Origin of the sequence: Spirillospora sp. NPDC000708, from assembly GCF_040299565.1 — a bacterium.
Lineage (GTDB): Bacteria > Actinomycetota > Actinomycetes > Streptosporangiales > Streptosporangiaceae > Spirillospora.
In genome coordinates this window covers 82,058-105,315 of sequence record NZ_JBEPCJ010000029.1, presented here as the reverse complement: position 1 = coordinate 105,315, position 23,258 = coordinate 82,058, and the positions used below count along the sequence as shown (strand labels likewise).

Here is a 23,258-nt window from a genome sequence, read left to right as displayed (position 1 = left end):
CGGGCGTGTCCCGCTAGAAGTAGTCGAGGGAGAACGGCGTGGCCGCGAACGCGGCGGAGAGCGCCCCCGCGTCCCCGCCGCCGAGCAGGCCGGCGCGGCGGAGGGTCGCCACCGGGACGCCGGCGTAGAGGGCGGACAGGCCCCGCACGTCCAAGCGGACGGCGGCGGCGTCCTCGCGGGAGCGTTCCAGGCGCCCCGCGCCGTCCTTGATCTCCAGGCGCCAGTGGCCGGAGTTCCCCGGCCGCTGCGGGTCGTCGATCTCCAGCGGGACCGCGGCGGCGACGCCCTCCGGGTACCCGCGCGCCTCGATCGCGGCGGGCGCGTCCACCACCCGCAGCATCCACTGGCTGCGCCGGACGATCTCCTTCTCCCGCTCCCCCGGCAGCCACAGGACCGGGTCCATGGGCGAGACACAGGCCTTCACCGTAGGAGCCGTCGAGGAGCCGGACCCCACGATGGCCCAGAGCGCGCGCAGCGTCCGCTCGGAGGCGGCCACCGCCCGGATCACCTCCAGCGCCGCGTTCCCCTCGGCCCAGCGGTAGGCGAGGAACCCGTCCTCGGCCAGGTAGCAGTACTCGTCGGGGGTGTCGAGGAACGCCGGCCACATGGACTCGTGCCAGCCGATCGGCCCGCAGTCCCCGGCGGACGCGTGGACGCGGCCGATCACCGCCGCGACCTCGGCGGCGTCGCCGGGCCCGGCGCGGCGCACCGGCACCCGGTCGGCGGCGATGCCGCGCAGCGCCTCCGCCGGGATCTCGATCGTGTGCTGGGCGCCCGCGTGCTCCCAGCCGAGCGACCGGTAGATCCGCGTCGTCGCCGGGTACAGCATCGCCAGGGCGTGCCCGAAACCGGCGCAGCGTTCGAGGACCTCGGTCATCAGGCGGCGCCCGAGGCCCCGCCCGCGCTCCTCCGGCGCGACGGTGACGCCGCCGATGCCGCCCGTGGACACGGCCCGGCCGTGCCACCACTGGGTCATGTCGTGGATGCGGGCCGTCGCCACGATCCGCTCGCCGTCGAAGCCCGCGAACTGCCGTCCCGCCGCCAGCACCGGCGCGGTGCGGCGCAGCGTGGCCTCCCATTCGGCGTCCGGCAGCGGCCCGAAGGCGCGGGCGCGGATGTCGCGGGTGGTGGCCATCTCCTCGGCGGTGGCGAGTACGCGGATCTCCATGATCCCCGACCGTAGACCATGGCGCGGACCGCCCGGGAGGCCGAACGCCGCCGCGCCCTTCCGGGCGGCGGCGGCGTTCACGGCATGCGGCACGGCTCAGGCGTCGAGCTTCTCCATCACGTCGTCGGCCACGTCATTGCGATCCTCGCCCCAGTGGGCGCCACGCCACGACGCTAGTCCAGCGAAGCGAGAACGTCGTCCGAGACGTCGAAGTTGGCGTAGACGTCCTGGACGTCGTCGGAGTCCTCCAGGGCGTCCAGCAGCCGGAAGACCTTCCTGGCGTTGTCCTCGTCCAGCGGGACGGTCACGCTCGGCAGGAACTTGCTCTCGGCCGACTCGTAGTCGATGCCGGCGTCCTGCAGGGCCTTGCGGACGGCGACGAGGTCGCCGGCCTCGCTGACGACCTCGAAGTTCTCGTCGTCGAGCTCGTTGACCTCCTCGGCGCCGGCGTCCAGGACGGCCATCATCAGGTCGTCCTCGGAGGTGCCCGCCTTCGGGACGATCACGACGCCCTTGCGGTTGAACATGTACGACACCGAGCCGGGGTCGGCGAGGGAACCGCCGTTGCGGGTGAGGGCCACCCGGACCTCGGACGCGGCGCGGTTGCGGTTGTCGGTCAGGCACTCGATCAGCACGGCGACACCGCCCGGGGCGTAGCCCTCGTAGGTGATGTTCTGCCAGTCGGCGCCCCCGGCCTCCTCACCGGCGCCGCGCTTGCGCGCGCGCTCGATGTTGTCGTTGGGGACGGAGTTCTTCTTCGCCTTGTAGATGGCGTCATAGAGGGTGGGGTTGGCGTCGGGGTCGCCGCCGCCCGTGCGGGCCGCCACCTCGATGTTCTTGATCAGCTTGGCGAAGAGCTTGCCCCGCTTGGCGTCGAGGGCCGCCTTCTTGTGCTTGGTCGTCGCCCATTTGGAATGGCCGGACATTCAGTCAATCCTCCTTGCGCATCGCCCGGCGCACCAGATCGGCGAAGTAGTGGTGCACGCGGAAGTCGCCCGTCAGCTCCGGGTGGAAGGAGGTCGCCATGAGACGACCCTGGCGGACGGCGACGATCCTACCGGCGTTCGGCCCGCTCTCGGCGCGTCCGAGGACCTCGACGGCGTCGCCGACGGACTCCACCCAGGGCGCGCGGATGAAAACGGCGTGGTACGGCGTGTCCCCCATACCGGTCAGCGGGACGTCGGACTCGAAGGAGTCGACCTGCCGTCCGAAGGCGTTGCGCCGCACGGTCATGTCGATGCCGCCGACGGTCTCCTGCCCCGCCACGCCGTCCCTGATCCGGTCCGCCAGCATGATCATGCCGGCGCAGGACCCGTAGGCGGGCAGGCCCCCCTCGATCCGCTTGCGCAGCGGCTCCAGCAGCTCGAACGCGCGCGCCAGCCGCCACATGGTGGTGGACTCCCCGCCGGGCAGGACGAGCCCGTCGATCCGGTCGAGCTCCTCGGCGCGCCGCACGTTCAGGGTGCGCGCGCCGGCCTGCTCGAGGGCGCGGGCGTGCTCGCGCACGTCGCCCTGGAGGGCGAGGACGCCGATCGTCGGTACGGCAGCAGTCACGTGGGTGAACACCTCTCGGGGTCGCGCTGGCGCGGTATGGGCAAAACCCTGGACGTTCCTTACAACGTGGCAGGGCGCGGTGGATCTTCCCCGGGGCGCTCCGGGCACCCTGGGGCGGGCTCGCGTGAGATCACGCGTGCTTGAAGCGGCGGAGCGGGAGCTCCAGCGGCAGGAAGCCGTCCTTGCCCCGGTCGGCGATGCCGCGCCCGAACATGTGGGCCGCGGCGAGGGCGAGCCCGAACTCCTCGTGGTCGAACGGGAGCGGGACGTCCGGGGCGCCCGCGTCGATGGCCCGCCAGAACGGGCGCTCCGCGGCGAGCCGCTCGCCCTGGTCGACGACGACGCCGTCCTCGGCGGTAACGAACACGTCGCGGCGCAGCTCGCCGGCGGTGTACCAGCGGAACCAGCAGCCGCGGATGACCGTGTGCAGGACGAGCACGCCGCAGGACGCGCCGGGCAGCGCGGCGGCGGCGGTGTCGGCGATCCGGCGGGCGTCGTCGTCCAGGCAGAACAGCCGCCGGTCGCACAGCAGCAGCGCCCGCTCGAACGCGCCGACGAACAGCTCGTCCTCGTACGGCCAGAGCGCGAAGTCCAGGACCGTGTCGCCGGTCTCGGTGAGGGTGTCCGCCGGGTAGAGGCCGCGTGCGATCCGCGCGGCCGCGTCGGGGTCGGGCACGAGGCCCGGCCGGAACACCTCGGTGGGTTCACCCGCGCTCGCGCACGCCAGCGCGACGGACCAAGCCATGCTCTCCCCTCCCGCGGCCGGGCACCGCGCAGGGGCGCCCGGTCTCCGGGGGGCCCGCCCCGGCGACCCGGTCCCTCACCGGCCGCGCCGCAAGCGTAATCCCTCCGGCGCCGCGGCGGGGAGGGGGCCACCCGGCTGACCGCCCGGTCATCGGACCGGGCGGCCGGACCCGCGGTCGGCGCCCCGCCGGGGCGTTCACCAGCCGCGGTGGGCGAACTTCTGGTCCTCGCCGAGGGAGGCGACGTTGATGCCGACCATGGCGTCGCCGAGGCCCCGGGACACCTTGGCGATCACGCCGGGGTCGTCGTGGAAGGTGGTGGCCTTGACGATCGCCTCGGCGCGCTGCGCCGGGTTGCCGGACTTGAAGATCCCGGAGCCGACGAACACGCCCTCGGCGCCGAGCTGCATCATCATCGCGGCGTCGGCGGGCGTGGCGATGCCGCCGGCGGTGAACAGCACCACGGGCAGCTTGCCGGCCTGCGCGACCTCCTTGACCAGCTCGTACGGGGCCTGGAGCTCCTTGGCCGCGACGTACAGCTCGTCCTCGGGCAGCGACTGGAGCCGGCGGATCTCCTGCCGGATCTGCCGCATGTGCGTGGTGGCGTTGGAGACGTCGCCGGTGCCGGCCTCGCCCTTGGAGCGGATCATCGCCGCGCCCTCGGTGATGCGGCGCAGCGCCTCGCCGAGGTTGGTGGCGCCGCAGACGAACGGGACGGTGAACGCCCACTTGTCGATGTGGTTCTCGTAGTCGGCCGGGGTGAGCACCTCGGACTCGTCGACGTAGTCGACGCCGAGGGCCTGCAGCACCTGGGCCTCGACGAAGTGGCCGATGCGGGCCTTGGCCATCACGGGGATGGACACGGCGGAGATGATGCCGTCGATCATGTCGGGGTCGCTCATCCGGGAGATGCCGCCCTCGGCGCGGATGTCGGCGGGCACCCGCTCCAGGGCCATCACCGCGACGGCGCCGGCGTCCTCGGCGATCTTCGCCTGCTCGGGGGTGACGACGTCCATGATCACGCCGCCCTTGAGCATCTCCGCCATGCCGCGCTTGACGCGGGCGGTGCCGGTCTCGGGCGCGTTCTCCGGGGCGGAATTCAAAGTGGACACGGGCATTCCTCACGTGCGCGGACGACAGGTCGCTCTCCATGATATTGCCTGCTAGCGGGGCTTTTCGACGCCCCTCCGGGGCAGGCCAATGGCCGGAAATTGGCCGTTGACCGGCCGCCCCCGGCGCTATGGAATGTGGGGCTTGCCGTCGTTCAGCAGGACGACCCAGACCTGTCCGCGCGCGAAGGTCATCGGCTTGCCGTCGGCGGTGGTGTAGGTGGTCCCAGCGGTCTCCGAGGGGCGCGACCACTTGGCGTCATAGGACTTCCCGTCGCGCAGCACGACGGCGCGGCCGGTGCCGGTCGTCTGGATGAGCGGGGTGTAGCTGCCGAGGAAGTCGTGGAACCGGGAGCGGGTCGTCTTCGCGTACTGGACGACGACCGTGGCACCGCCGAGCCGTCCGCCTTCGGCCGCGGTGTCGGGCCTGCCGCCCCAGCTCGCGAGCCAGCGCTTCTGCTTGGCCGACCACGCGAACCCCATGGTCGCCGCCGGCCATTTCGCGGTGAACGAACTCGTCGGCCTGCCGCCTTCGGGCGCCGGGCCGAAGCGGAAGCCGATGTCGTGCGGCGCGGACGCCTTGGGCGCCTTCTTGAGCAGGGCCTTCGGGTCGCCGTAGAGGTTGTAGGGGATCTGCCGCGCGCTGGAGCGGGAGTAGGCGGAACCCGCGTTCTCCTGTGAGATGTCGTACACCGGCGCCTTGCGGATGTACTTCTTCATCTTGCTCTGCACGCCGGAGAACGCGAAGGCGGGATGCCCGAACTGCGGAAGGATGTGCAGGTCGGAGATGCGGGCGCTGCGGACCGGTCCGACGCGCTTGGGCAGCTTGGACGAGAAGACCGCCATCAGCCGGGTCTCGCCGCCCTCCACCTGCTCGACGTAGACGATGTCGGCGGCCGACACCCCGGCCTGCGGCAGCGCGGGCTTGGTGTTCTCGATCTTCACCGCGAGGACGGGGTTGGCCAGCCCGGTGGTGCCGCCGTTGAACGGGTGCGTCGTCGGCGCCGGGGTCCCGGACGCCGTCCCGCCGTGCGCGCTCGGCGGCGCCGCGGTGCCCGGTCCGTGCGAGTCGGAGCAGGCCGCGAGCGCGGTGCCGAGCACGGCGGCACCGAGCCCCACGGCCGCCCGGCCTCGTACCGTCCTGTGCCACGCGTGTCGCATAACCCTCCCTTTGCGGCGATCTGCCCGAGGGTAGCGAACGGAAATGACGCGTTCGCCCGGTCCGCTGTACGCGGGGACGGCCTCCGGGCGATCAACTCGGCGGCGAGGGCGCGACGGACGGCGCGGCGGAAGGCGCGCCGGGGGCTCCGCGGCGGGCTCCTCGGCCGGCGTCAGATCCCCGGCGGGTCGTCGTCGATCTCGAAGAAGTCCGGCAGCGGCGCGCGGCCGGCCAGCGGCAGGACGCGGATCAGCGGCTTGCGGCGCGCGGCCCGCGCCTGCGCGACGGCGTCGTTGTAGAAGCGGCGGGCGTAGGCGACCTTCGCGGCCGACGAGGACAGCTCCTCAAGGACGTCGGTGCCGTCGCCGCCCTCCCCCGCGACCGTCCCGGCGAAGTCGGGCTGGTCCGCCACGGCCCTGAGCGCGCGGGACAGATCGCTCTCGGCGAACTCGCGGTTGTCGGCGTCGGCCGGCCGGGCCTCGTGCGCGGCGGTGGCCAGCACGAGGCTCGCGGCCGGGTCCAGCAGCCGGGACGCGGCGAGCTCCAGCGCGGCCGCGGCCCGCCGGACCAGCGCGGCGTCCAGCGCGGCGCGGGCGGTCTCGACGCGGACGTGCAGCCGGTCCAGCCGGGTGGCGCGCCACGACACGTACACCCCGACGAGGAACACGACGGCGACCCAGAACAGCACGTCGACGATCCAGTGGTAGAGCATGGGACCGTCCCTCAGGCGCCGGAGCCGGACTCGACGACGCCCGCGCCCGCGTAGGCGACCGTCTCGTAGACCCGCAGCACGTCGCGGGCCACCGACGACCAGTCGTAGGCGCGGACGGCGGCGCGGGCCTCCGCGGACAGCTGCTTGCGCCGGGCCGGGTCGTCGAGCAGGGCGGCGGCAGCGGCGGCGAGGGCCTCGTGGTCGCCGGCGGGGAACAGCACCCCGGCGCGGCCGCCGAGCAGCACCCGGTCGAACGCCTCGATGTCGCTGGCGAGGATCGGGGCGCCCGCCGACATCGCCTCGGCGAGCACGATGCCGAAGCTCTCGCCGCCGAGGTTGGGCGCGACGAACGCGTCCACCGAGTGGTAGGCGCGGATCTTGTCCTCCTCGCTCACCATGCCGAGCACGATCACCCGGTCGCGCAGCTCCGGCGAGACGCGGGCGGCCACGTCGTCGGCGTCGCCGGGCCCGGCGAGGAGCAGCCGCAGACCCGGCCGGCGGCGCCCGAGGATCTCGAAGGCGCGCAGCAGCACCGGCAGGCCCTTGCGGGGCTCGTCCATCCGGCCGAGGAAGCCGAGCGCCTCGCCGCCGTCCCGGGCCCGCCCGGCGCTCCCGGCGCCCTCCCGGCCCCGCCAGCCCGGCAGCGGGTCGGCCATCGCGTACCGCTCGGTGGCGACCCCGTTCGGGATCAGCACCGCGTCGCCGCCGAGGTGCTCGACCAGGCTGGTGCGGGCCGCCTCGGACACCGCGATCCGGCCGTTGATCTTCTCCAGCGCGCTGCGCAGGATCGGCGCGGTCACCGACAGCGCGCGGGACCGCTCGTAGGAGGCGTGGAAGGTGCCGACGATCGGCCCGTCCGCCGCCCAGCAGGCCAGCAGGCCGAGCGACGGCGCGGCGGGCTCGTGCACGTGCAGGACGTCGAAGCCGCCCTCGTTGATCCAGCGGCGCACCCGCGCGGAGGACAGGAACCCGAACGCCAGCCGCGCCACCGAGCCGTTGTAGGGGACGGGGACGGCGCGCCCCGCCGGCACGGCGTAGGGCGGCAGGTCGGCGTCGTCGTCGGCGGGCGTCATCACCGACACCCGGTGCCCGAGCGCGATCAGCGCCTCGGCGAGGTCGCGGATGTGCTGCTGGACGCCGCCCGGGACGTTCCAGGTGTAGGGGCAGACGATGCCGACGTTCACCGGGGCGCCTTCCCCGGCCCGGCCGGGTCCAGGTCGTCCACCCAGACCTTCTGCAGCATGTGCCAGTCCTCCGGGTGGGCGGCGATGCCCGCCTCGAAGACCCGCGCGATCTCCTGCGTCATGGTCTGGATCTTCTCCCGCCTGGCGCCCCCGTCCGGGACCCGGACCTCCTCGTGGACGCGCGCTCCCCAGTACTTCCCCTCGTACCAGAGTGTCACGGGAATGAGAGCGGCGCCCGTCTGGAGCGCCAGCGCGGCGGAAACGGCGGGCATCCGCGCGGTGGCGCCGAAGAACTCCACGTCGACGCCGCTCGCGGTGAGGTCGCGGTCGACGACCAGGCAGACGGGCCGCCCGGCGCGCAGCCGCTGCGCCATCCGGCCGAACGCGGACGCGCCGGTGTGCGCGAGGACCTCCATGCCGAGGCTCTCGCGGAACTCCACGAACCGGTCGAACAGCGACTCGGGCCTGAGCCGCTCGGCGACCGTGGTGAACGGGTGCCCGCAGGCGGCGAGCCAGGCGCCCGCGTGCTCGTAGTTGCCCATGTGCGGCAGCGCGAGGACCACGCCGCGGCCGGCCTCCAGGTTCGCGAAGATCTTCTTCTCGCCGGTGACCCGCATCCGGCCGACGATCCGCTCCCGCCCGTACTCGGGCAGCCGGAACACCTCCAGCCAGTACCGGGCGTAGGAGCGCAGCACGCGCTTGCTGAGGACGCGGACCTCGTCGTCCACGGCGTCCTTGCCGAGGACGCGGCACAGGTTGCGCTCCAGCTGCCGGACGCCGCCGCCGTGCGCCTGCCAGGCGCGGTCGGCGACCGCGGTGAACACGAGCCGGGCGGCGCCCTCGGGCATCTTGCGGACGACCGTCCAGCCCAGCGCGTAGGCGGCGTCCATCACCTCGTCGCGCAGCGACGCGGGCGCGGAGCCGCCTGCGGGCGCGGTCACGGGCACGGCTCCCTCCTGGGCGCGGCCTGGTCGTCGGCGCGGCCCGGTCACGGGTACGGCGTTAGGCGCGGCGGGGTCACCGGCGCGGCTGCGGGCCCGCCTTCGCGTGCGCCCTCTCGCCGTTCTCCTCGTCCTCTTCGTTCCCGGCGGCGGACGCCCCCGATCCCGGCGCGGGACCGGACGCGGCGGGCTTCGGCGCGGGGTCGTCCTTCGCCTGGGCGTAGACCGTCGCGAACCGCTGCCCGACCGTGACGGTGCTGAGCACCGCCAGCGCCCACAGCGCGACCGCCAGGATGTAGGGGACGCCGAGGCCGTCGAACCCGGCCGCCACGAGGGCGACGATCAGGCGTTCGGCGCGCTCGGCGATGCCCACGTTGCAGGTGTACCCGAGGCCCTCGGCGCGGGCCTTGGCGTACGACACCACGACGCCGGCGACGAGGCAGTACAGGGCGACGCCGGCGAGGCCGTGCTGCCCGTCCCGGTACAGCCCGATCATCAGCCCGGAGAAGATCGCGGCGTCCGCGACCCGGTCCATGGTGGAGTCGAGGAACGCGCCGAACTTGGAGATCTTGCCGGTGACCCGGGCGACCGCGCCGTCGAGCATGTCGAACAGCACGAACGCGGTGATCACCATCGTGCCCCAGAAGAACTCCCCGCGCGGGAACAGCACGAGCGCGCCCGCGGCGACGCCGGCGGTGCCGATGACGGTGATGGCGTTGGGCGACACCCCGGTCCGCGCGACCGTCCGTCCGATGGGCGTCAGGACGCGCCCCAGCGCGGGCCTGATTCTGTTGAGCATCGCCGTCCGTTCTCCTGCTGCCGGAAGTGGGGCCGCCGGCATCGGCCAGGGGGCCGCCGTTGGCGCGCCCAATCGTAGTGCCGCCGCCGACCCGGCGCGGTCAGGCCCGAGTTTGCGGTTCCGCGCGGCGGACAGAAGCAGGTTGTTTGCCGTTCACCCCTTGTGATCCCGCCGCGCACGGGAAAGGGTGTTGACACGGGTGTGACGTCGGTCACGCACGTTGGACGAGGACGCCGCACTCGGACGTCAGGGCCGGTCCCTCCGGGCCGGGCCCCAGCCGACGCGGGCCCCCGCGAGGAGGCCCGTCCGAGGAGGTAGTCATGGCGGACAAGGGAGGACATCCGGGAGCCCCCGGCAGGGCACCGGAGGCCGGCGGCTGCGACAGGGTGCGCAACGTCGCGCTGGTCGGCCATTCGGGGGCGGGAAAGACCACGCTCGTGGAGGCGCTGCTGACCGCGGCGGGCACGCTGCAGCGGGCCGGCCGGGTCGAGGAGGGCACCACCGTCAGCGACTTCGACGACGTCGAGGTCCGCCAGCAGCGCTCGGTCAACCTCGCGCTCGCCCCGCTCACGCACGGCGACATCAAGGTCAACCTCATCGACACCCCCGGCTACGCCGACTTCGTCGGCGACCTGCGGGCCGGGCTGCGGGCCGCCGACGCGGCGCTGTTCGTGATCTCCGCGGTGGACGGGATCGACGGCCTCACCCGGATGATCTGGGAGGAGTGCGCGCGGGTCGGGATGCCCCGCGCGGTCGTCATCACCAAGATCGACCAGCAGCGCGGCGACTTCGACGACGTGGTGCTCGGCTGCCAGGACGCCTTCGGCGAGGGCGTGCTCCCGCTGTACTTCCCGGCGGCGGACGGCGACGGGCTCAAGGGCCTGATCGGGCTGCTCACGCAGCGCTGCCTGGACTACTCCACCGGCAAGCGCACCGAGTGCGCGCCCGACCCGCGGTACCTGGAGCAGATCGCCGAGCAGCGCGCGTCGCTGATCGAGGGGATCATCCAGGAGAGCGAGGACGAGACCCTCATGGACCGGTACCTGTCCGGTGAGGAGATCGACGTCAAGGCGCTCATCGAGGACCTGGAGACCGCGGTGGCGCGCGGCAGCTTCTACCCGGTCCTCGCCACGTCGGTGCCGCACGGCGACCACCCCGGCCCGGTCGTCGGCATGCTGGAGCTGCTGGAGGTCATCACCCAGGCGTTCCCCTCGCCCCTCGAACACGGCATCCCCCAGGTGACGCCCGTCAAGGGCGGGCCGCCGGTGGAGATCGGCTGTGACCCCGACGGGCCGCTGGTCGCCGAGGTGGTCAAGACCACGTCCGACCCGTACGTCGGGCGGATCTCCCTGGTCCGGGTGTTCTCCGGGACGCTGCGCCCCGACTCCACCGTGCACGTCTCGGGGCACGGCATGGAGGAGCGCGGGCACGAGGACCACGACGTCGACGAACGGGTGGGCGCCCTCACCTCCCCGCTCGGCAAGACCCAGCGGACGGTCGCCTCGTGCGGCGCCGGCGACATCTGCGCGGTGGCGAAGCTGTCGCGCGCCGAGACCGGCGACACCCTGTCGGACCCGTCGTCGCCGATGGTGATGGCGCCGTGGACGATGCCGGACCCGCTGCTGCCCGTCGCGATCCGCGCCCAGTCCAAGGCCGACGAGGACAAGCTCAGCCAGGCGCTCGGCCGGCTCGTCGCCGAGGACCCGACGCTGCGGCTGGAGAACAACGCCGAGACGCGGCAGCTGGTCCTGTGGTGCATGGGCGAGGCGCACGCCGACGTGCTGATCGACCGGCTCAGCGCCCGGTACGGCGTCGAGGTCGAGCGGGTCGAGCTGCGGGTGCCGCTGCGCGAGACGTTCGGCGGGTCCGCCAAGGGGCTCGGCCGGCACGTCAAGCAGAGCGGCGGCCACGGCCAGTACGGCATCTGCCACATCGAGGTGGAGCCGCTGCCGTCCGGCGAGGGCTTCGAGTTCGTCGACAAGATCGTCGGCGGGGTCGTGCCGCGGCAGTTCATCCCGTCGGTCGAGAAGGGCGTCCGGCAGCAGATGGAGCGCGGCGTCTCCGCCGGGTACCCGCTGGTCGACATCAAGGTCACGCTGTACGACGGCAAGGCGCACTCGGTGGACTCCTCCGACATGGCCTTCCAGGCCGCCGGGGCGCTCGCGCTGAAGGACGCCGCCGGGCAGGTGCCGGTGCTGCTGCTGGAGCCGGTGGACGAGGTGAGCGTGCTGATCGCCGACGAGTACGTCGGCGCGGTGATGTCCGACCTGACCTCGCGGCGCGGCCGGGTGCTCGGGTCGCAGGCGGTGCCGGGCGGCCGCACGATGATCAAGGCCGAGGTGCCGCAGCTGGAGATCGTCCGGTACGCGATCGACCTGCGGTCGATGTCGCAGGGCACCGGGACGTTCGACCGGGCGTTCCTGCGGTACGAGCCGCTCCCCTCGCACCTGGCCGACAAGGTCGCCAAGGCCGAGGCGGTGCACGACTAGGTCGCCGGCGGGCGGGACGGGCCCGCTTCCCCGCCCCGCCCGCCGCTCGGCCCCCTGGGACCGCTTGGTCCCCCTTGGACACCTCCCTTGATCCTTCCGGAGTCGTCCAAATGGCGGCGCGGACTCATCCCTGAGGGTGACTCCGATTTCGGCATCTGGGGCGATGGCGGGCGGTTCGCGGCGTGAAACTCTTACTGCGCCATGAAAGACACGGGGGAAGACCGGCGGCCCGCCCGGCCCGGGCGCCGCAACATCATCCGGGGCCTCGGCCTCGCGGCCGGCGGGCTGCTCGCCGGCGGCGCCGGGTTCGCCACCGAGCAGGCGTGGCGCCGGGAGGACCCGCCGACCCCCGCGTCCGCGGCGTCGGTCGACTCCTGGCAGCCGCCCGACCGGCAGGTCGACGTCGTCTGGGCGGTGAACACCCGCCGCCGGCTGGTCGCGCTGACCTTCGACGACGGGCCGATGGAGCGGTGGACCCCGCAGGCCCTCGACGCGCTCGACGAGGCGAAGGCGCCGGCGACGTTCTTCATGGTGGGCAGCCGGCTCGCCCGCAACGCCCGCCTCGTCGAGGGCCGGCTCGACCGGCACGAGGTCGGCAACCACACCTGGAAGCACGACGACCTGTCCAAGCTGAGCCTCGCGCACGCCCGCCGCTCCATCCACCGCACGCACCGGACGATCGAGGAGGTCACCGGGCGGGCCCCGACGCTGCTGCGGCCGCCGTGGGGCCGGCTCGGCGGCACCACCCTGCACGTCGCCGCGGAGCACGGCTACGACCTCGTGCTGTGGTCATTGCTGGTGCAGGACCGGCGGCTCGGCCACGAGCCGGCGGAGATGGTCGCCGCCGTCGTCGACAACGCCCGGCCCGGCACCATCGTCCTCGGCCACGACGTCGGCGCCGCCAGCCGGGAGACCGCCGTCGCGCAGCTGCCCGCGATGATCCGCGGGCTGCGCGGCCGCGGTTTCGAGTTCGTCACCGTGTCGCAGCTGCGACGCGCAGCGATCTAGGCTTGTCCGGTGAGCCTCCCCCCACTCCGCCTGGGCGCCCGCGCGCGCCTCTGGCGATCGCTCGCGGGCGCGGTGTTCGTCGCCGCGCTGCTATTCACGAGCGCGTTCGGAAGCAACGACGACTTCCCCATCGGGCCGATGACGCAGTTCGCGTTCTCGGTGAAGAACGACGGCGGGACCATCGGCTCGTTCTGGCTCGAGGCCGACACCGCCGAGGGCCGGCACGTCGAGCTGTCCCGGGACGCCGTCGGGACGGGCATGAAGCGCGCCGAGATCGAGGGGCAGATGGGCCGGATCGTCCGCGACCCGTCGCTGCTGCAGGGCATCGCCGAAGGGCAGCACCGGCTGCACCCCGGCGACCCGCGGCTCACCCGGGTCTACGTCGTGGAGGAGATCAAGAGGCTGGAGCACGGCAAGGTCGTGTCGACCAAGCGCGTCAACCGCGTCGTCTGGGACGTGCGGTGACCGCCGCCGCGACGCCGGAGGCGCCCCGGCCCGTGGCACCGGCGGACCCCGGACCGGACCTCGCCCGCACGCCGTGGGGCCGGTGGTGGTTCGGGCCGGTCCCCCGCGCCCGGATCGCCTGGCTGCGGCTCCTCGGGTACGTGTTCCTGCCGTTCGACATGCTGCTGCTGACCGGCAGCTCGCTTGCGCACGCCCGGCTGCCCGCCGACCTGTACCAGCCGGTGCTTCTCGGGCGGATGTTGCATCTGCCCGCGCCGACGCCCGCCGCGATGTACGCGCTGCTGGCCGTGACGCTCGCGGCCGGGTTCGCCGCGGCGACGGGCCGGTTCCTGCCGCGCCTGACGGGCTACGTCTGCGCCTGCGGGTACCTGTGGTGGGTCACGATCAGCATGTCGTACGGGAAGGTCGACCACGACCACCTCGCGCTCGTGGTGGCGCTGTTCGTCCTGCCGAGCGTGGGACGGGCCCGGATCGACGACGAGCGCGGGTGCGAGGCGTCCGCGTGGGCGGTGCGCGGGATCCAGGTCTCGGTGGTGGCCGCCTACTTCCTGTCCATGTGGGCGAAGGTGAAGATCGGCGGGTTCCCCGAGTGGCCGAACGGGGCGACGGTCCAGTGGGCGCTGAGCCGCCGCGGGACGGCGTTCGGGCGCAGCCTCATCGACTACCCGGTGCTGCTGAAGGCCAGCCAGTGGTTCATGTTCACGGCGGAGGCGATCTCACCGGCGCTGCTGTTCCTGCGCGGGCGGCCGCTGTACCTGTTCGTGCTGTTCTTCGCCGGGTTCCACGCCGTCACCTACGCGCTGATGAGCATCCACTTCCTGCCGCACGCGATCTGGCTGGCGGCGTTCCTGCCGCTGGAGCGGCTCACCGGGCACGTGCCGGTGCGGCTCCGCCGGGTGCTCGGCGGCCGGGCGGGCGCGACCGCGCCCGAGGCGGCCTGAAGGCCCGCACCGCGCGGGGGGTCAGTCCCGGGCGCCGCGGTCAGCCCTGGGCGCCGGGGCGCTGCGCGGCGGGGCGCTGCGCGGCGGGCAGCATGCAGGCGGCCGTACCGCCCGGCATCCGCTGCCGGTTGTTCGCGACGAGCCGGTACACGGCGTGCGCGAGCCAGCTCACCGGCGGCGTCCGCATGACCACGCCCGGGACGCGCCAGATCCCGCCGGCGGCCGTGAGCAGCCGCCCGATCGCGTCCGCGCCGCCGCTGACCCGTCCCGCCCGGTCGACCCACAGCACCTCGTGCTCGGCGCGCTCCTGGGTGGTGCCGAGCGCACCGAGGTCGGTGAACTGGAACGCGACGACCTCGGCGTCCACGGGCACATGGCGTTCCAGGAACCGCACCGAGGTGGTGCAGAACCCGCAGTCTCCGTCGTAGACCAGCACCGGCCGCTCGCGTCGCGTCATGGCGTCCATCATGCCGTGGCCCGCGGCCGCCCGCGCGCGAGGGGACCGTCAGTCCTGCGGCCAGGCGTCGGCGAGGATCTGCCGGGTGTCGCGCAGCAGCTGCGGCAGCACCCGCGTGTGCCCGACGACCGGCATGAAGTTGGTGTCCCCGCCCCAGCGCGGCACCACGTGCTGGTGCAGGTGGGCGGCGATGCCGGCGCCGGCGACCAGGCCGAGGTTCATGCCGACGTTGAAGCCCTGCGCGCCGCTGGCCTTGCGCAGCGCGGCGAGCGAGCGGCGGGTGAACACGGCCAGCTCGGTGTACTCCGCCTCGTCGAGCTCGCCGTAGTCGGCGACGTGCCGGTACGGGACGACCATGAGGTGCCCGGAGTTGTACGGGTAGAGGTTGAGCACGGTGTACACCGACCGGCCGCGGGCGACGACGAGGCCGTCCTCGTCGCTCATCGCCGGGATCTCGCAGAACGGGCAGCCCTCCCCGGCCCCCGGCCCGGTGGGCTTGTTCTCGCCCTTGATGTAGGCCATCCGGTGCGGAGTCCACAGCCGCTGGAAGTTGTCGGGCACGCCCGCGCCGCCCCTCTCCTCCTCGAGGCGGGACTGGTGCTCCGCGGCGCCCTCGCCGGACGCCTCGTCGCGCCCCTGCTGCTCCACGGGCTTCTCCGGCTCTGTGGTCAAGGCGGCGGTCTCCTTTTGTTCACGGCCTGACCAGCAGCATAGAGAGACCCACGCGCCGGCACGTAGCCGGGATGCCCCCGCCGAACGCCGGACGCGCCCGCGGGAGGGGGCGTGACGTCCCGCCCGGCTCTCCGACACCATGGGTCGTCCAGCCGAACAGTGGGAGCGATCATGACCGAGCTCGACAAGGGCCGCGCCGGAGACGGCGCCGAGCCGCGCCCGGGAGCGGGTTCGACGCCGTTCTTCCCGGGAGCGCCGGGAATGCCGGGCCCGGTGCCGCCGCCGGGCGCGCCGCTGCCCGCGCCCCCCGCCGGGGGCCCGCCGGGCGGCGCGCATGCGGCGCCGCCCGCCGCGCCGCCCGCCGCGCCGCCCCGGGTGGAGGGACGGATCACGGTCGGCGACGAGGTGGCCGAGAAGGTCGCCGTGCTCGCCGCGCTGGAGGTCGGCGGGGTCTGCGCGCTCGGGTCGGGGGTGCGGGTGCGGTCCGCCGGCGACGCGGTGACGGTCGACGTCGGCATCGCCGTCGAGTACGGCCACGTGATCAGGGACGTGGCGGCGGCGGTGCAGGCCGGGGTCGCGCGGATGGCCGGGCTGATGCTGGGCGCCCGGGTCGCCGCGGTCAACGTGACGGTCGAGGACGTCCGCCGCACGTCGGGGCCCGGCTCCGGCGAGGCGGGCGCCGCGTCCGCTCCCCTCCCGCCCATGGGAACGGGCCTGGACGCAGGACACGCGCGCTAGGCGGACTCCGCCCGCGTACCGGGCGGCCTCGGTCGTCAGGCGGGCCGTGCGTAGCAGGTCTGCATCGCCACGCCGACCGAGACGGTCGTCACCTTCACCCGCCGCACCAACTGCGCGGCCACGCCCTTGAACCGGAACGTGTGCGGCCTGCCGCCCGACACCGTCGTCTGCTGCGCCTGCGGCGCGTGCCCCTTGATCGACAACTCGGCGCGGATCGCGCCACTGGACGAGACCGTGATGGTGACGTCGACGCCGCCCTTGGCGGCGCGGTAGAACGCCGTCCCCTGCGGGCACCACCCGGTGCCGCCCGTGCCGTTCTGGTCGGGGATCTGCATGCCGCCGCCCTGTCCGCCGCTCTGCCCGCCCCCTTGGCCGCCGCCCGTGTAGGGCGAGCCGCCGGTGTTCTGCGGGACGGGGTTGGTCGGGTTCACCGGCCCGCCGGAGGCGCCCGGGACGCCGCCCAGGCCCGCCGTGGGCGACGCGCCGGGACTCGTCGTCCCCGCGGCGCCGGTGCCGTCCTTGTCCTTGTCGAGCAGCGGGACCAGGAGCACCACGATGGCGGCGGCCACGAGCAGCGCGGCGCCCCCGTAGCCGGCGATCCGGCCCCAGACCGAGCGCGCCCGCCGCGGCCCCGGCCGCCGCGGCCTCGTGGACTTCATCTCGCTCGTCTCCCCGGTCCGTGAACGTGACCGTTGAGGCTACCAACTCCGCGCATCCCGCACGTCCGCTCACGGGCGGCGGGCCGCCGCGCTCAGGCCAGCAGCCGCCGGGTCAGCTCCGCCAGGCTCCGCGCCACCTCGGCGGGGGCGTGCAGCGGCGCGACCGCGTGGCTGACGGTGACCCGCATCAGCGTCTCGACCAGCAGGTCCTTGACGTCGGCGGGGACGTCCGGCCAGGTCGCGTCGGCGTAGCCGCGGAAGGCCGCGACCACGTGCCCGACCACCGGGTCCCGGCCGCGGGTCGCCAGCGCGATCAGCTCGTCGTCGCGGGACCGCCCGGCCCCGAAGATGTTCTTCAGCAGGGACCGCCGCTCCGCCTCGGTGAGCGCGAACAGCACGGCCGCCTCCACCGCCGCCGGGACGTCGTCGGCGTGCCGCTCCATCCGCTCCTGGACGCCGCCGAGGAAGACGTCGACCTCCCGTTCGACGAGCGCGCGGCCGAGCCCGACCTTGGACCCGAACGCGTTGTAGGCGGTCTGCCGGCTGACCCCGGCGGCCCGCGCGACGCGGGCGAGGCGCAGCGCGCCCCAGTCCCCGTCCTCCACGATCGCGGAAGTGGCGTCGAGCATCCGCTCACGGGGCCCGTTGCGTGGACACATCCCGCGATTGTGCCCAGTGCGGATCACGCCGCGCACGGAGAACTTGTCACGCTCCGGACAAGAGAGTCACCGGCGCGTTGTCACATATTGCGTGACATGACGATCGCCAGAACGACACGCGCCCGTGCCCTGCGCGCCGGGCTCGCCGCCGTGGCGGCGGGCGCGGTCGTCGCCGCCGTCCTCGCGGTGCCCGCCAACACGGCGCGCGCCTCCGGCGAATGGACGGTGCAACCCGCGCCCCCCACGGTCGGCGATAGCGCCCTCCTCGCCGTCGCCGCCGCCTCACCCGGCGCCGTCTGGACCGGTGGGTACCAGTTCGAGCGCCCCAACGACCATCCGTGCCTCGGCGTCGTGTGCTGGTCGCTCCCGGCGCTCCTCAATCCGACCCTTCAGCGGTGGGACGGAGCCGCATGGCACTGGCTGAACACACCGGGGATGCCCGACCTCGGCCGGATCCTCCGCCTGGACGCCGTCTCGGTGAGCGATCTGTGGGCGGTCGGCATGCGGTACAGCGAGTACAGCGACGAGGGCCCTGACTACATCGCCCATTTCACCGGCACCACGTCGACCGAACTGCAAGCACCAACGGGACTCGACCACATCGCCGCCCTTGCTGCCGACCAGCAGGGCGCGTGGCTCGCGGGAACCGCGAACGCCCGGTACAACGGCTCGCCGGTGTACCGGTGGAACGGGCTCGCCTGGATCCCCTATTCGCTCGCCGCGACGGTCAGCGGCCTCAGCGAACGCACCCCGGACGACGTCTGGGCCGTCGGCGCGGATGCGGACGGCGCCCCGTACGCCGCGCGCTACGACGGCTCGTCCTGGCGCACCGTGACGCCCCCGCAGCTCGCCAACGCGCGCGGGACCCTCCTCAGCGTCCTCCCGCTCGGCCCCGACGACGTCTGGGCGACCGGGTACACCACGGCCGGTGAGCAGCGCGTGGACCGCTCGTACCACTGGGACGGGACCGCCTGGCAGGAGGCGGCGGCACCGGGCGGCGCTCACTTCGGCGGCGCACTCGCCGACGACAGGACAGGCGGCCTCTGGGCGACCGTGGACAGCGGCACGCTCGCGGGCACGTCCGACCTGCTGCACTACGCGGACGGCACCTGGCGCAGGGAGGCGACCGTGTCCGGCTCCAAGACGTCCATCACCGCGCTGGCGCACGTCCCCGGCACAGGAACGGTGTGGGCGGTCGGCGCGCGGGACGGCGCGCCTTTCGCGATCTCGAGGGGATGACCGCCCTCGGGCCGCGCCCGCGCGGGGGCGGGCGCGGCCCGGGACGGGCGGGTGTCAGATCTGGACGCGGGCCTCGACGGCCTTCACGATCTCCTCGACGGCCTCGTCGATCGGCACGCCGTTCTTCTGCTCCCCGTTGCGGTACCGGAACGACACCGCGTCCTTGGCGACGTCCTCGTCGCCGGCGAGCAGCATGTAGGGGATCTTCTGCTTCTGCGCGTTGCGGATCTTCTTCTGCATCCGGTCGGAGGAGGAGTCGACCTCCACCCGGATCCCGCGCTCGCGCAGCCGCGCGGCCACCTGGTCCAGGTGCGCGACGTGCGCGTCACCGATCGGGATGCCGACCGCCTGCACCGGCGACAGCCACGGCGGCATGGCGCCGGCGTAGTGCTCCAGCAGCACGCCGAAGAACCGCTCGATCGACCCGAACAGCGCCCGGTGGATCATGACGGGCTGCTTGCGGGTGCCGTCGGCCGCCTGGTACTCCAGCTCGAACCGCTTCGGCTGGTTGAAGTCGACCTGGATGGTGGACAGCTGCCAGGTCCGGCCGATCGCGTCCCTGGCCTGGACGGAGATCTTCGGCCCGTAGAAGGCCGCGCCGCCCGGGTCGGGCACGAGGTCGAGCCCCGAGTCGCCCGCCGCCTCCTCCAGCGCCGCGGTGGCCTCGGCCCAGTCCTCCTCGGAGCCGATGAACTTCTCCGACTCGTCGCGGGTGGACAGCTCCAGGTAGAACTCGTTGAGGCCGTAGTCGCGCAGCAGGTCGAGCACGAAGGTGAGCAGGTTCTTCAGCTCGCCGACCATCTGCTCGCGGGTGCAGTAGATGTGCGCGTCGTCCTGGGTCATGCCGCGGACGCGGGTGAGGCCGTGCACCACGCCGGACTTCTCGTACCGGTACACCGACCCGAACTCGAACAGCCGCAGCGGCAGCTCCCGGTAGGACCGCCCGCGCGCCCGGAAGATCAGGTTGTGCATCGGGCAGTTCATCGGCTTGAGGTAGTAGTCCCCGCCGTCCACCTCCATGGGCGGGAACATGTCGTCCTTGTACCAGCCGAGGTGTCCGGAGATCTCGAACAGGTTGCCCTTGGTGATGTGCGGGGTGTTGACGAACTCGTACCCGGCGTCCTCGTGGCGGCGCCGCGAGTAGTCCTCCATGACGCGGCGGACGACGCCGCCCTTCGGGTGGAAGACGGCGAGGCCGCTGCCGATCTCGTTGGGGAAGGAGAACAGGTCGAGCTCGGCGCCGAGGCGGCGGTGGTCGCGCTTCTCGGCCTCCTCCAGGAACTTCAGGTACTCGTCCTGCTTCTCCCGGGACTCCCATGCGGTGCCGTAGATGCGCTGCAGCTGCGGGTTCTTCTCGCTGCCGCGCCAGTACGCGCCGCCGGACCGCATCAGCTTGAACGCGGGGATGACGCGGGTGGACGGCAGGTGCGGGCCGCGGCAGAGATCCTTCCAGCGCAGCTCGCCGGACTTGGCGTCGAGGTTGTCGTAGATGGTCAGCTCGGCGCCGCCCACCTCCACGTTCGCGCCGTCCGCCGCGTCCTCGACCGGGCCCGAGCCCTTGAGGCCGATGAGCTCCAGCTTGTACGGCTCGGCGGCCAGCTCGGCGCGGGCGTCCTCGTCGGAGACGGGACGGCGGGAGAACCGCTGGCCCTGCTTGACGATCTCGCGCATCCGCTTCTCGATGCGCTTGAGGTCGTCGGGGGTGAACGGCTCGGCGACGTCGAAGTCGTAGTAGAAGCCGTTCTCGACCGGCGGGCCGATGCCGAGCTTGGCCTCGGGGAACAGCTCCTGCACGGCCTGCGCCATGACGTGCGCGGCGGAGTGCCGCATGATCGCCCGGCCGTCGTCGGAGCCGATCTCGACCGGCTCGACGGCGTCGCCGTCGTGCAGCTCCCCGGCCAGGTCGCGCAGCTCGCCGTTGACCCGGGCGGCGATCACGGTGCGGCCGTCGGCGTCCAGTGCCTGCCCCGCGGTGGTGCCCGCCGGCACCGCCCGCTCGCTCCCGTCGAGGGTGATGCGCAGCTCAGACACGGTGGACACGGGTACTCCTCGGGATGGTGGGTTGGGATCAACGGGTTCCGATGCTATCGACTCGGGGTGTGCCCCGGACGCATCCGGCTCCATCGGACTGCTCCTGTCCTCCTCTGGGAGGCCCCGGAACGACCCCGGAAAGCTGTGAAGGCCCCGGGATCGCTCCCGGGGCCTTCACAGCGTGCGATGTCAGTGCATGCGGCCGTGGCGCCGGGGGCGACCCGGCGTCGTCGTCTCGAGCACGAGCGATACAGCCTGCATGGATCTATCGTAACCGACGCGGGCGGCGCCCGGCAGGGCGGTTCGCGCGGTCATGCACGGGCCTCCCGCCTCGGCCGTTCGAGCCGGTCCATGTCCTCCAGCTCGCGCCCCCGCGTCTCCGGGACGGCCCGGATCACGAAGATGAACGCCAGCACGGAGAACGCGGTGTACAGGCCGTAGGCCAGGCTGAGCGAGAAGCCGGAGATGCCGGGGAAGGTCGTGGTGACCAGCCAGTTGGCGATCCACTGCGCGGCGGCGGCGACGGCCAGCGCCGACGCGCGGATGAAGTTGTTGAACATCTCGCCGAGCATCACCCACACGACCGGGCCCCAGGTCGCGGCGAACGCGGCGACGAAGACGTTGGCGGCGACGAGCGCGATCGGCCCGGCGGCGCCGCTCAGCTCCGGCTTGCCGTCCACCACGTGGGCGGTCGAGAAGCAGGCCGTCAGCGTGCCGAGCGACAGCGCCATGCCCGCCGCGCCGCCGAGCAGCAGCGGGCGCCGCCCGACCCGGTCGACGAGCGCGATCGCGACCAGCGTGAACGCCACGTTCACCACCGAGTTGATCACGGAGGTGAGCATCGCGTTGCTCTCGGAGAACCCGACCGCCTGCCACAGCGAGGACGAGTAGTAGAAGATCACGTTGATGCCGACGAACTGCTGGAAGACCGACAGCAGGATGCCGACCCACACGATCGGCAGCAGCCCGAGCCGGGAGCCGCGCAGGTCCCGCAGGTGCACGGCGCGGTCCTCGGCGATCGACCGGACGATGTCCTTGATCTTGCCGTCCACGTCGCCGCGGCCCATGACCCGCGCGAGCACCCGCTTCGCGTCGGTCATCTTGTGCTTCTTCACCAGGTAGCGGGGCGACTCGGGGATCGTCGTGGCGATGACGCCCCAGAACACCGCGGGCACGGCCGCGCTGGCGAACATCCAGCGCCAGGCTCCGCCGCCCCAGGGGAACGTCCCGGTCGCGCCGCCCTTGGACACCTGGGCGATGACGTAGTCGACGACCAGCGCCGCGAAGATGCCGAGGACGATCGCCATCTGCTGGAGGGAGCCGAGCCTGCCGCGCAGCTCGGCGGGCGCGATCTCGGCGATGTAGGCGGGCGCGATGACGGACGCGGCGCCGATCGCCAGGCCGCCGACCAGCCGCCACGCGGTGAGGTCGGCGGCGCTGAACGCGAACGCCGAGCCGAGCGAGCTGATCACGAACAGGGCGGACGCGGCCAGCATCACCTTCACCCGGCCGATCCGGTCGCCGAGCGGGCCGGCGAACCAGGCGCCCACGGCGCAGCCGAGCAGCGCGGCCGAGACCACGAAGCCGACGACGAAGCCGCTGAGGTGGAAGGTGTCCTTGAGCGCGTCGACGGTGCCGTTGATGACCGAGGAGTCGTAACCGAACAGGAACCCGCCGAGCGCCGCGGCTCCCGCCAGGAGGGCGGCGGTGGCGGCCGAGTGGGAAGGGCCGCCGTGCTCCTCGCCTACCGTGGTCTTCGATCCGCTTCCCGGTGTGCTCATGGAGCCGGATCTTCCCCGTAGAAAAGACCTTATGCGGCTGCGTTGCCCGTGCCCCACCCGCGAATGGCGATTCCGCGACCGTGCCCTGGGACGGAGTTGGGCCGCGTTCCGGGAACGCGCTCCATGGCGGGCCCCCGCGTCACCAGTCCTCGGCGGACTCCGCGGTGAGGCGGACGAGTTCGCCGCCCGCGTCCAGGTCGTAGCGGCGCATGGTCGACAGCGGCGGCGAGTACACGTGCACGCTGACCGCGGGCGCGTCCGAGGTGTTGCGGACGTCGTGGACGTAGTCGGGTCCGAACGAGCGCACCTGCCCGGCGCCGACCTCGCGCCGGTCGTGCACGCGGTGCTCCTCGAGCGTGCCGAGGGCGACGGCGAAGGCGCCGGCGGAGCCGCCGTGGTCGTGGAAGCCGGTGGCCTGGCCGGGCAGCCAGCTGATCAGCCAGATCTCGTGGTCGGCGTCCTGGTGGAGGCGCTCGTACCAGCGGCCCTGCGGGTCGAGCCGGACCCGGTGGACCCACTCCTCCGGGTGGTCGGCCAGCGCGCGGGCGCGCTCGGCGAGCCGGGCCGGCGCGAACGGCGCACCCGCCTCCTGCGGTGCGGTCTGCGCGGGCGTGCCGGACTCGGGCGCGCCGGACTCGGTGGCGGTGACGGTCATCTGTCGCTCTCCTCGGCTGTGCTGTGGAACGTGCGGGAACGCGGCCGCGAGCGGGTGTCCGCTAGCGGAGCGTCCGGCGACACAGCGCGCTGGCC

23 protein-coding genes are annotated in these 23,258 nt (G+C 73.4%); 6 read left to right on the top strand and 17 right to left on the bottom strand.

Translation table 11 applies throughout. The features are described from left to right. Positions 1-13: 13 nt before the first annotated feature. From ABT299_RS21925 to pgsA, 10 genes are all read right to left on the bottom strand, one after another. Complete coding sequence (locus ABT299_RS21925; RefSeq protein WP_500251815.1) at positions 14-1,168, bottom strand: GNAT family N-acetyltransferase; 1,155 nt, start codon at positions 1,166-1,168, stop codon at positions 14-16. 173 nt (positions 1,169-1,341) lie between these two features. After that, positions 1,342-2,094 (bottom strand): YebC/PmpR family DNA-binding transcriptional regulator, encoded by a 753-nt coding sequence (locus ABT299_RS21920; RefSeq protein ID WP_500251814.1) that lies wholly within the window; start codon positions 2,092-2,094, stop codon positions 1,342-1,344. Positions 2,095-2,098: 4 nt separating this feature from the next. After that, positions 2,099-2,722 carry a pyridoxal 5'-phosphate synthase glutaminase subunit PdxT gene (gene pdxT, locus ABT299_RS21915; protein WP_190856548.1) on the bottom strand — a complete coding sequence of 208 codons (624 nt, stop codon included), beginning with the start codon at positions 2,720-2,722 and terminating at the stop codon, positions 2,099-2,101. Between the two features lie 130 nt (positions 2,723-2,852). Then, positions 2,853-3,467 (bottom strand): DUF6928 family protein, encoded by a 615-nt coding sequence (locus ABT299_RS21910; RefSeq protein WP_500251813.1) that lies wholly within the window; start codon positions 3,465-3,467, stop codon positions 2,853-2,855. Between the two features lie 195 nt (positions 3,468-3,662). Beyond that, positions 3,663-4,583: a pyridoxal 5'-phosphate synthase lyase subunit PdxS gene (pdxS, locus tag ABT299_RS21905; RefSeq protein ID WP_151539464.1), complete on the bottom strand. Its 921-nt coding sequence runs from the start codon at positions 4,581-4,583 to the stop codon at positions 3,663-3,665. Between the two features lie 120 nt (positions 4,584-4,703). Further along, positions 4,704-5,735 carry a DUF3048 domain-containing protein gene (locus ABT299_RS21900; RefSeq protein WP_500251812.1) on the bottom strand — a complete coding sequence of 344 codons (1,032 nt, stop codon included), beginning with the start codon at positions 5,733-5,735 and terminating at the stop codon, positions 4,704-4,706. 170 nt (positions 5,736-5,905) lie between these two features. Beyond that, positions 5,906-6,445: a hypothetical protein gene (locus ABT299_RS21895; RefSeq protein WP_500251811.1), complete on the bottom strand. Its 540-nt coding sequence runs from the start codon at positions 6,443-6,445 to the stop codon at positions 5,906-5,908. 11 nt (positions 6,446-6,456) lie between these two features. Beyond that, on the bottom strand, positions 6,457-7,629 hold the full coding sequence (locus tag ABT299_RS21890) for a glycosyltransferase (protein WP_190856544.1): 1,173 nt from the start codon (positions 7,627-7,629) through the stop codon (positions 6,457-6,459). After that, a complete protein-coding gene (locus ABT299_RS21885) occupies positions 7,626-8,519 on the bottom strand; it encodes a phosphatidylinositol mannoside acyltransferase (RefSeq protein ID WP_190856608.1) in 894 nt (297 codons plus the stop codon). The genes ABT299_RS21890 and ABT299_RS21885 overlap by 4 nt, the downstream gene beginning before the upstream one ends. Positions 8,520-8,646: 127 nt before the next feature. After that, entirely contained in the window at positions 8,647-9,369 is a 723-nt protein-coding gene (gene pgsA / locus ABT299_RS21880) for a phosphatidylinositol phosphate synthase (RefSeq protein WP_387030543.1), read from the bottom strand. 320 nt (positions 9,370-9,689) lie between these two features. Between pgsA and ABT299_RS21875 the strand changes: the two genes are divergently transcribed. The 4 genes from ABT299_RS21875 (at position 9,690) to ABT299_RS21860 (ending at position 14,272) form a co-directional block, all read left to right on the top strand. Then, the gene (locus ABT299_RS21875; protein ID WP_387030546.1) at positions 9,690-11,858 is read left to right on the top strand and encodes an elongation factor G-like protein EF-G2; all 2,169 of its coding nucleotides are present in this window, start codon (positions 9,690-9,692) and stop codon (positions 11,856-11,858) included. A gap of 201 nt (positions 11,859-12,059) precedes the next feature. Continuing rightward, positions 12,060-12,866: a polysaccharide deacetylase family protein gene (locus ABT299_RS21870; protein WP_433136564.1), complete on the top strand. Its 807-nt coding sequence runs from the start codon at positions 12,060-12,062 to the stop codon at positions 12,864-12,866. 9 nt (positions 12,867-12,875) lie between these two features. Next, positions 12,876-13,331 (top strand): hypothetical protein, encoded by a 456-nt coding sequence (locus tag ABT299_RS21865; RefSeq protein ID WP_190856540.1) that lies wholly within the window; start codon positions 12,876-12,878, stop codon positions 13,329-13,331. Continuing rightward, positions 13,328-14,272 (top strand): HTTM domain-containing protein, encoded by a 945-nt coding sequence (locus tag ABT299_RS21860; protein ID WP_500251810.1) that lies wholly within the window; start codon positions 13,328-13,330, stop codon positions 14,270-14,272. The genes ABT299_RS21865 and ABT299_RS21860 overlap by 4 nt, the downstream gene beginning before the upstream one ends. A gap of 40 nt (positions 14,273-14,312) precedes the next feature. On the opposite strand, the gene ABT299_RS21855 is transcribed toward ABT299_RS21860, so the two are convergent. Together ABT299_RS21855 and ABT299_RS21850 are read right to left on the bottom strand one after the other, a co-directional pair. After that, positions 14,313-14,729, bottom strand: a complete 417-nt coding sequence (locus tag ABT299_RS21855) for a thiol-disulfide oxidoreductase DCC family protein (protein WP_500251809.1) — start codon at positions 14,727-14,729, stop codon at positions 14,313-14,315. 48 nt (positions 14,730-14,777) lie between these two features. Beyond that, positions 14,778-15,401 (bottom strand): HIT family protein, encoded by a 624-nt coding sequence (locus ABT299_RS21850; protein ID WP_387030552.1) that lies wholly within the window; start codon positions 15,399-15,401, stop codon positions 14,778-14,780. A gap of 171 nt (positions 15,402-15,572) precedes the next feature. On the opposite strand from ABT299_RS21850, the gene ABT299_RS21845 reads away from it, so the two are divergent. Continuing rightward, positions 15,573-16,139, top strand: a complete 567-nt coding sequence (locus ABT299_RS21845) for an Asp23/Gls24 family envelope stress response protein (protein WP_387030555.1) — start codon at positions 15,573-15,575, stop codon at positions 16,137-16,139. A gap of 35 nt (positions 16,140-16,174) precedes the next feature. Here the strand turns inward: ABT299_RS21845 and ABT299_RS21840 are convergent, their stop codons facing one another. Both ABT299_RS21840 and ABT299_RS21835 read right to left on the bottom strand, forming a co-directional pair. Further along, on the bottom strand, positions 16,175-16,798 hold the full coding sequence (locus ABT299_RS21840) for a hypothetical protein (protein ID WP_387030558.1): 624 nt from the start codon (positions 16,796-16,798) through the stop codon (positions 16,175-16,177). 92 nt (positions 16,799-16,890) lie between these two features. Next, the gene (locus ABT299_RS21835; protein ID WP_500251808.1) at positions 16,891-17,457 is read right to left on the bottom strand and encodes a TetR/AcrR family transcriptional regulator; all 567 of its coding nucleotides are present in this window, start codon (positions 17,455-17,457) and stop codon (positions 16,891-16,893) included. Positions 17,458-17,553: 96 nt separating this feature from the next. On the opposite strand from ABT299_RS21835, the gene ABT299_RS21830 reads away from it, so the two are divergent. Beyond that, a complete protein-coding gene (locus tag ABT299_RS21830) occupies positions 17,554-18,696 on the top strand; it encodes a hypothetical protein (RefSeq protein WP_500251807.1) in 1,143 nt (380 codons plus the stop codon). 54 nt (positions 18,697-18,750) lie between these two features. On the opposite strand, the gene thrS is transcribed toward ABT299_RS21830, so the two are convergent. The 3 genes from thrS to ABT299_RS21815 form a co-directional block, all read right to left on the bottom strand. Continuing rightward, positions 18,751-20,736 carry a threonine--tRNA ligase gene (thrS, locus tag ABT299_RS21825; RefSeq protein ID WP_387030564.1) on the bottom strand — a complete coding sequence of 662 codons (1,986 nt, stop codon included), beginning with the start codon at positions 20,734-20,736 and terminating at the stop codon, positions 18,751-18,753. A gap of 302 nt (positions 20,737-21,038) precedes the next feature. Further along, positions 21,039-22,508 carry a sugar porter family MFS transporter gene (locus ABT299_RS21820; protein WP_500251806.1) on the bottom strand — a complete coding sequence of 490 codons (1,470 nt, stop codon included), beginning with the start codon at positions 22,506-22,508 and terminating at the stop codon, positions 21,039-21,041. A gap of 139 nt (positions 22,509-22,647) precedes the next feature. Then, positions 22,648-23,163, bottom strand: a complete 516-nt coding sequence (locus tag ABT299_RS21815) for a cysteine dioxygenase (RefSeq protein WP_190856533.1) — start codon at positions 23,161-23,163, stop codon at positions 22,648-22,650. Positions 23,164-23,258: the final 95 nt, after the last annotated feature.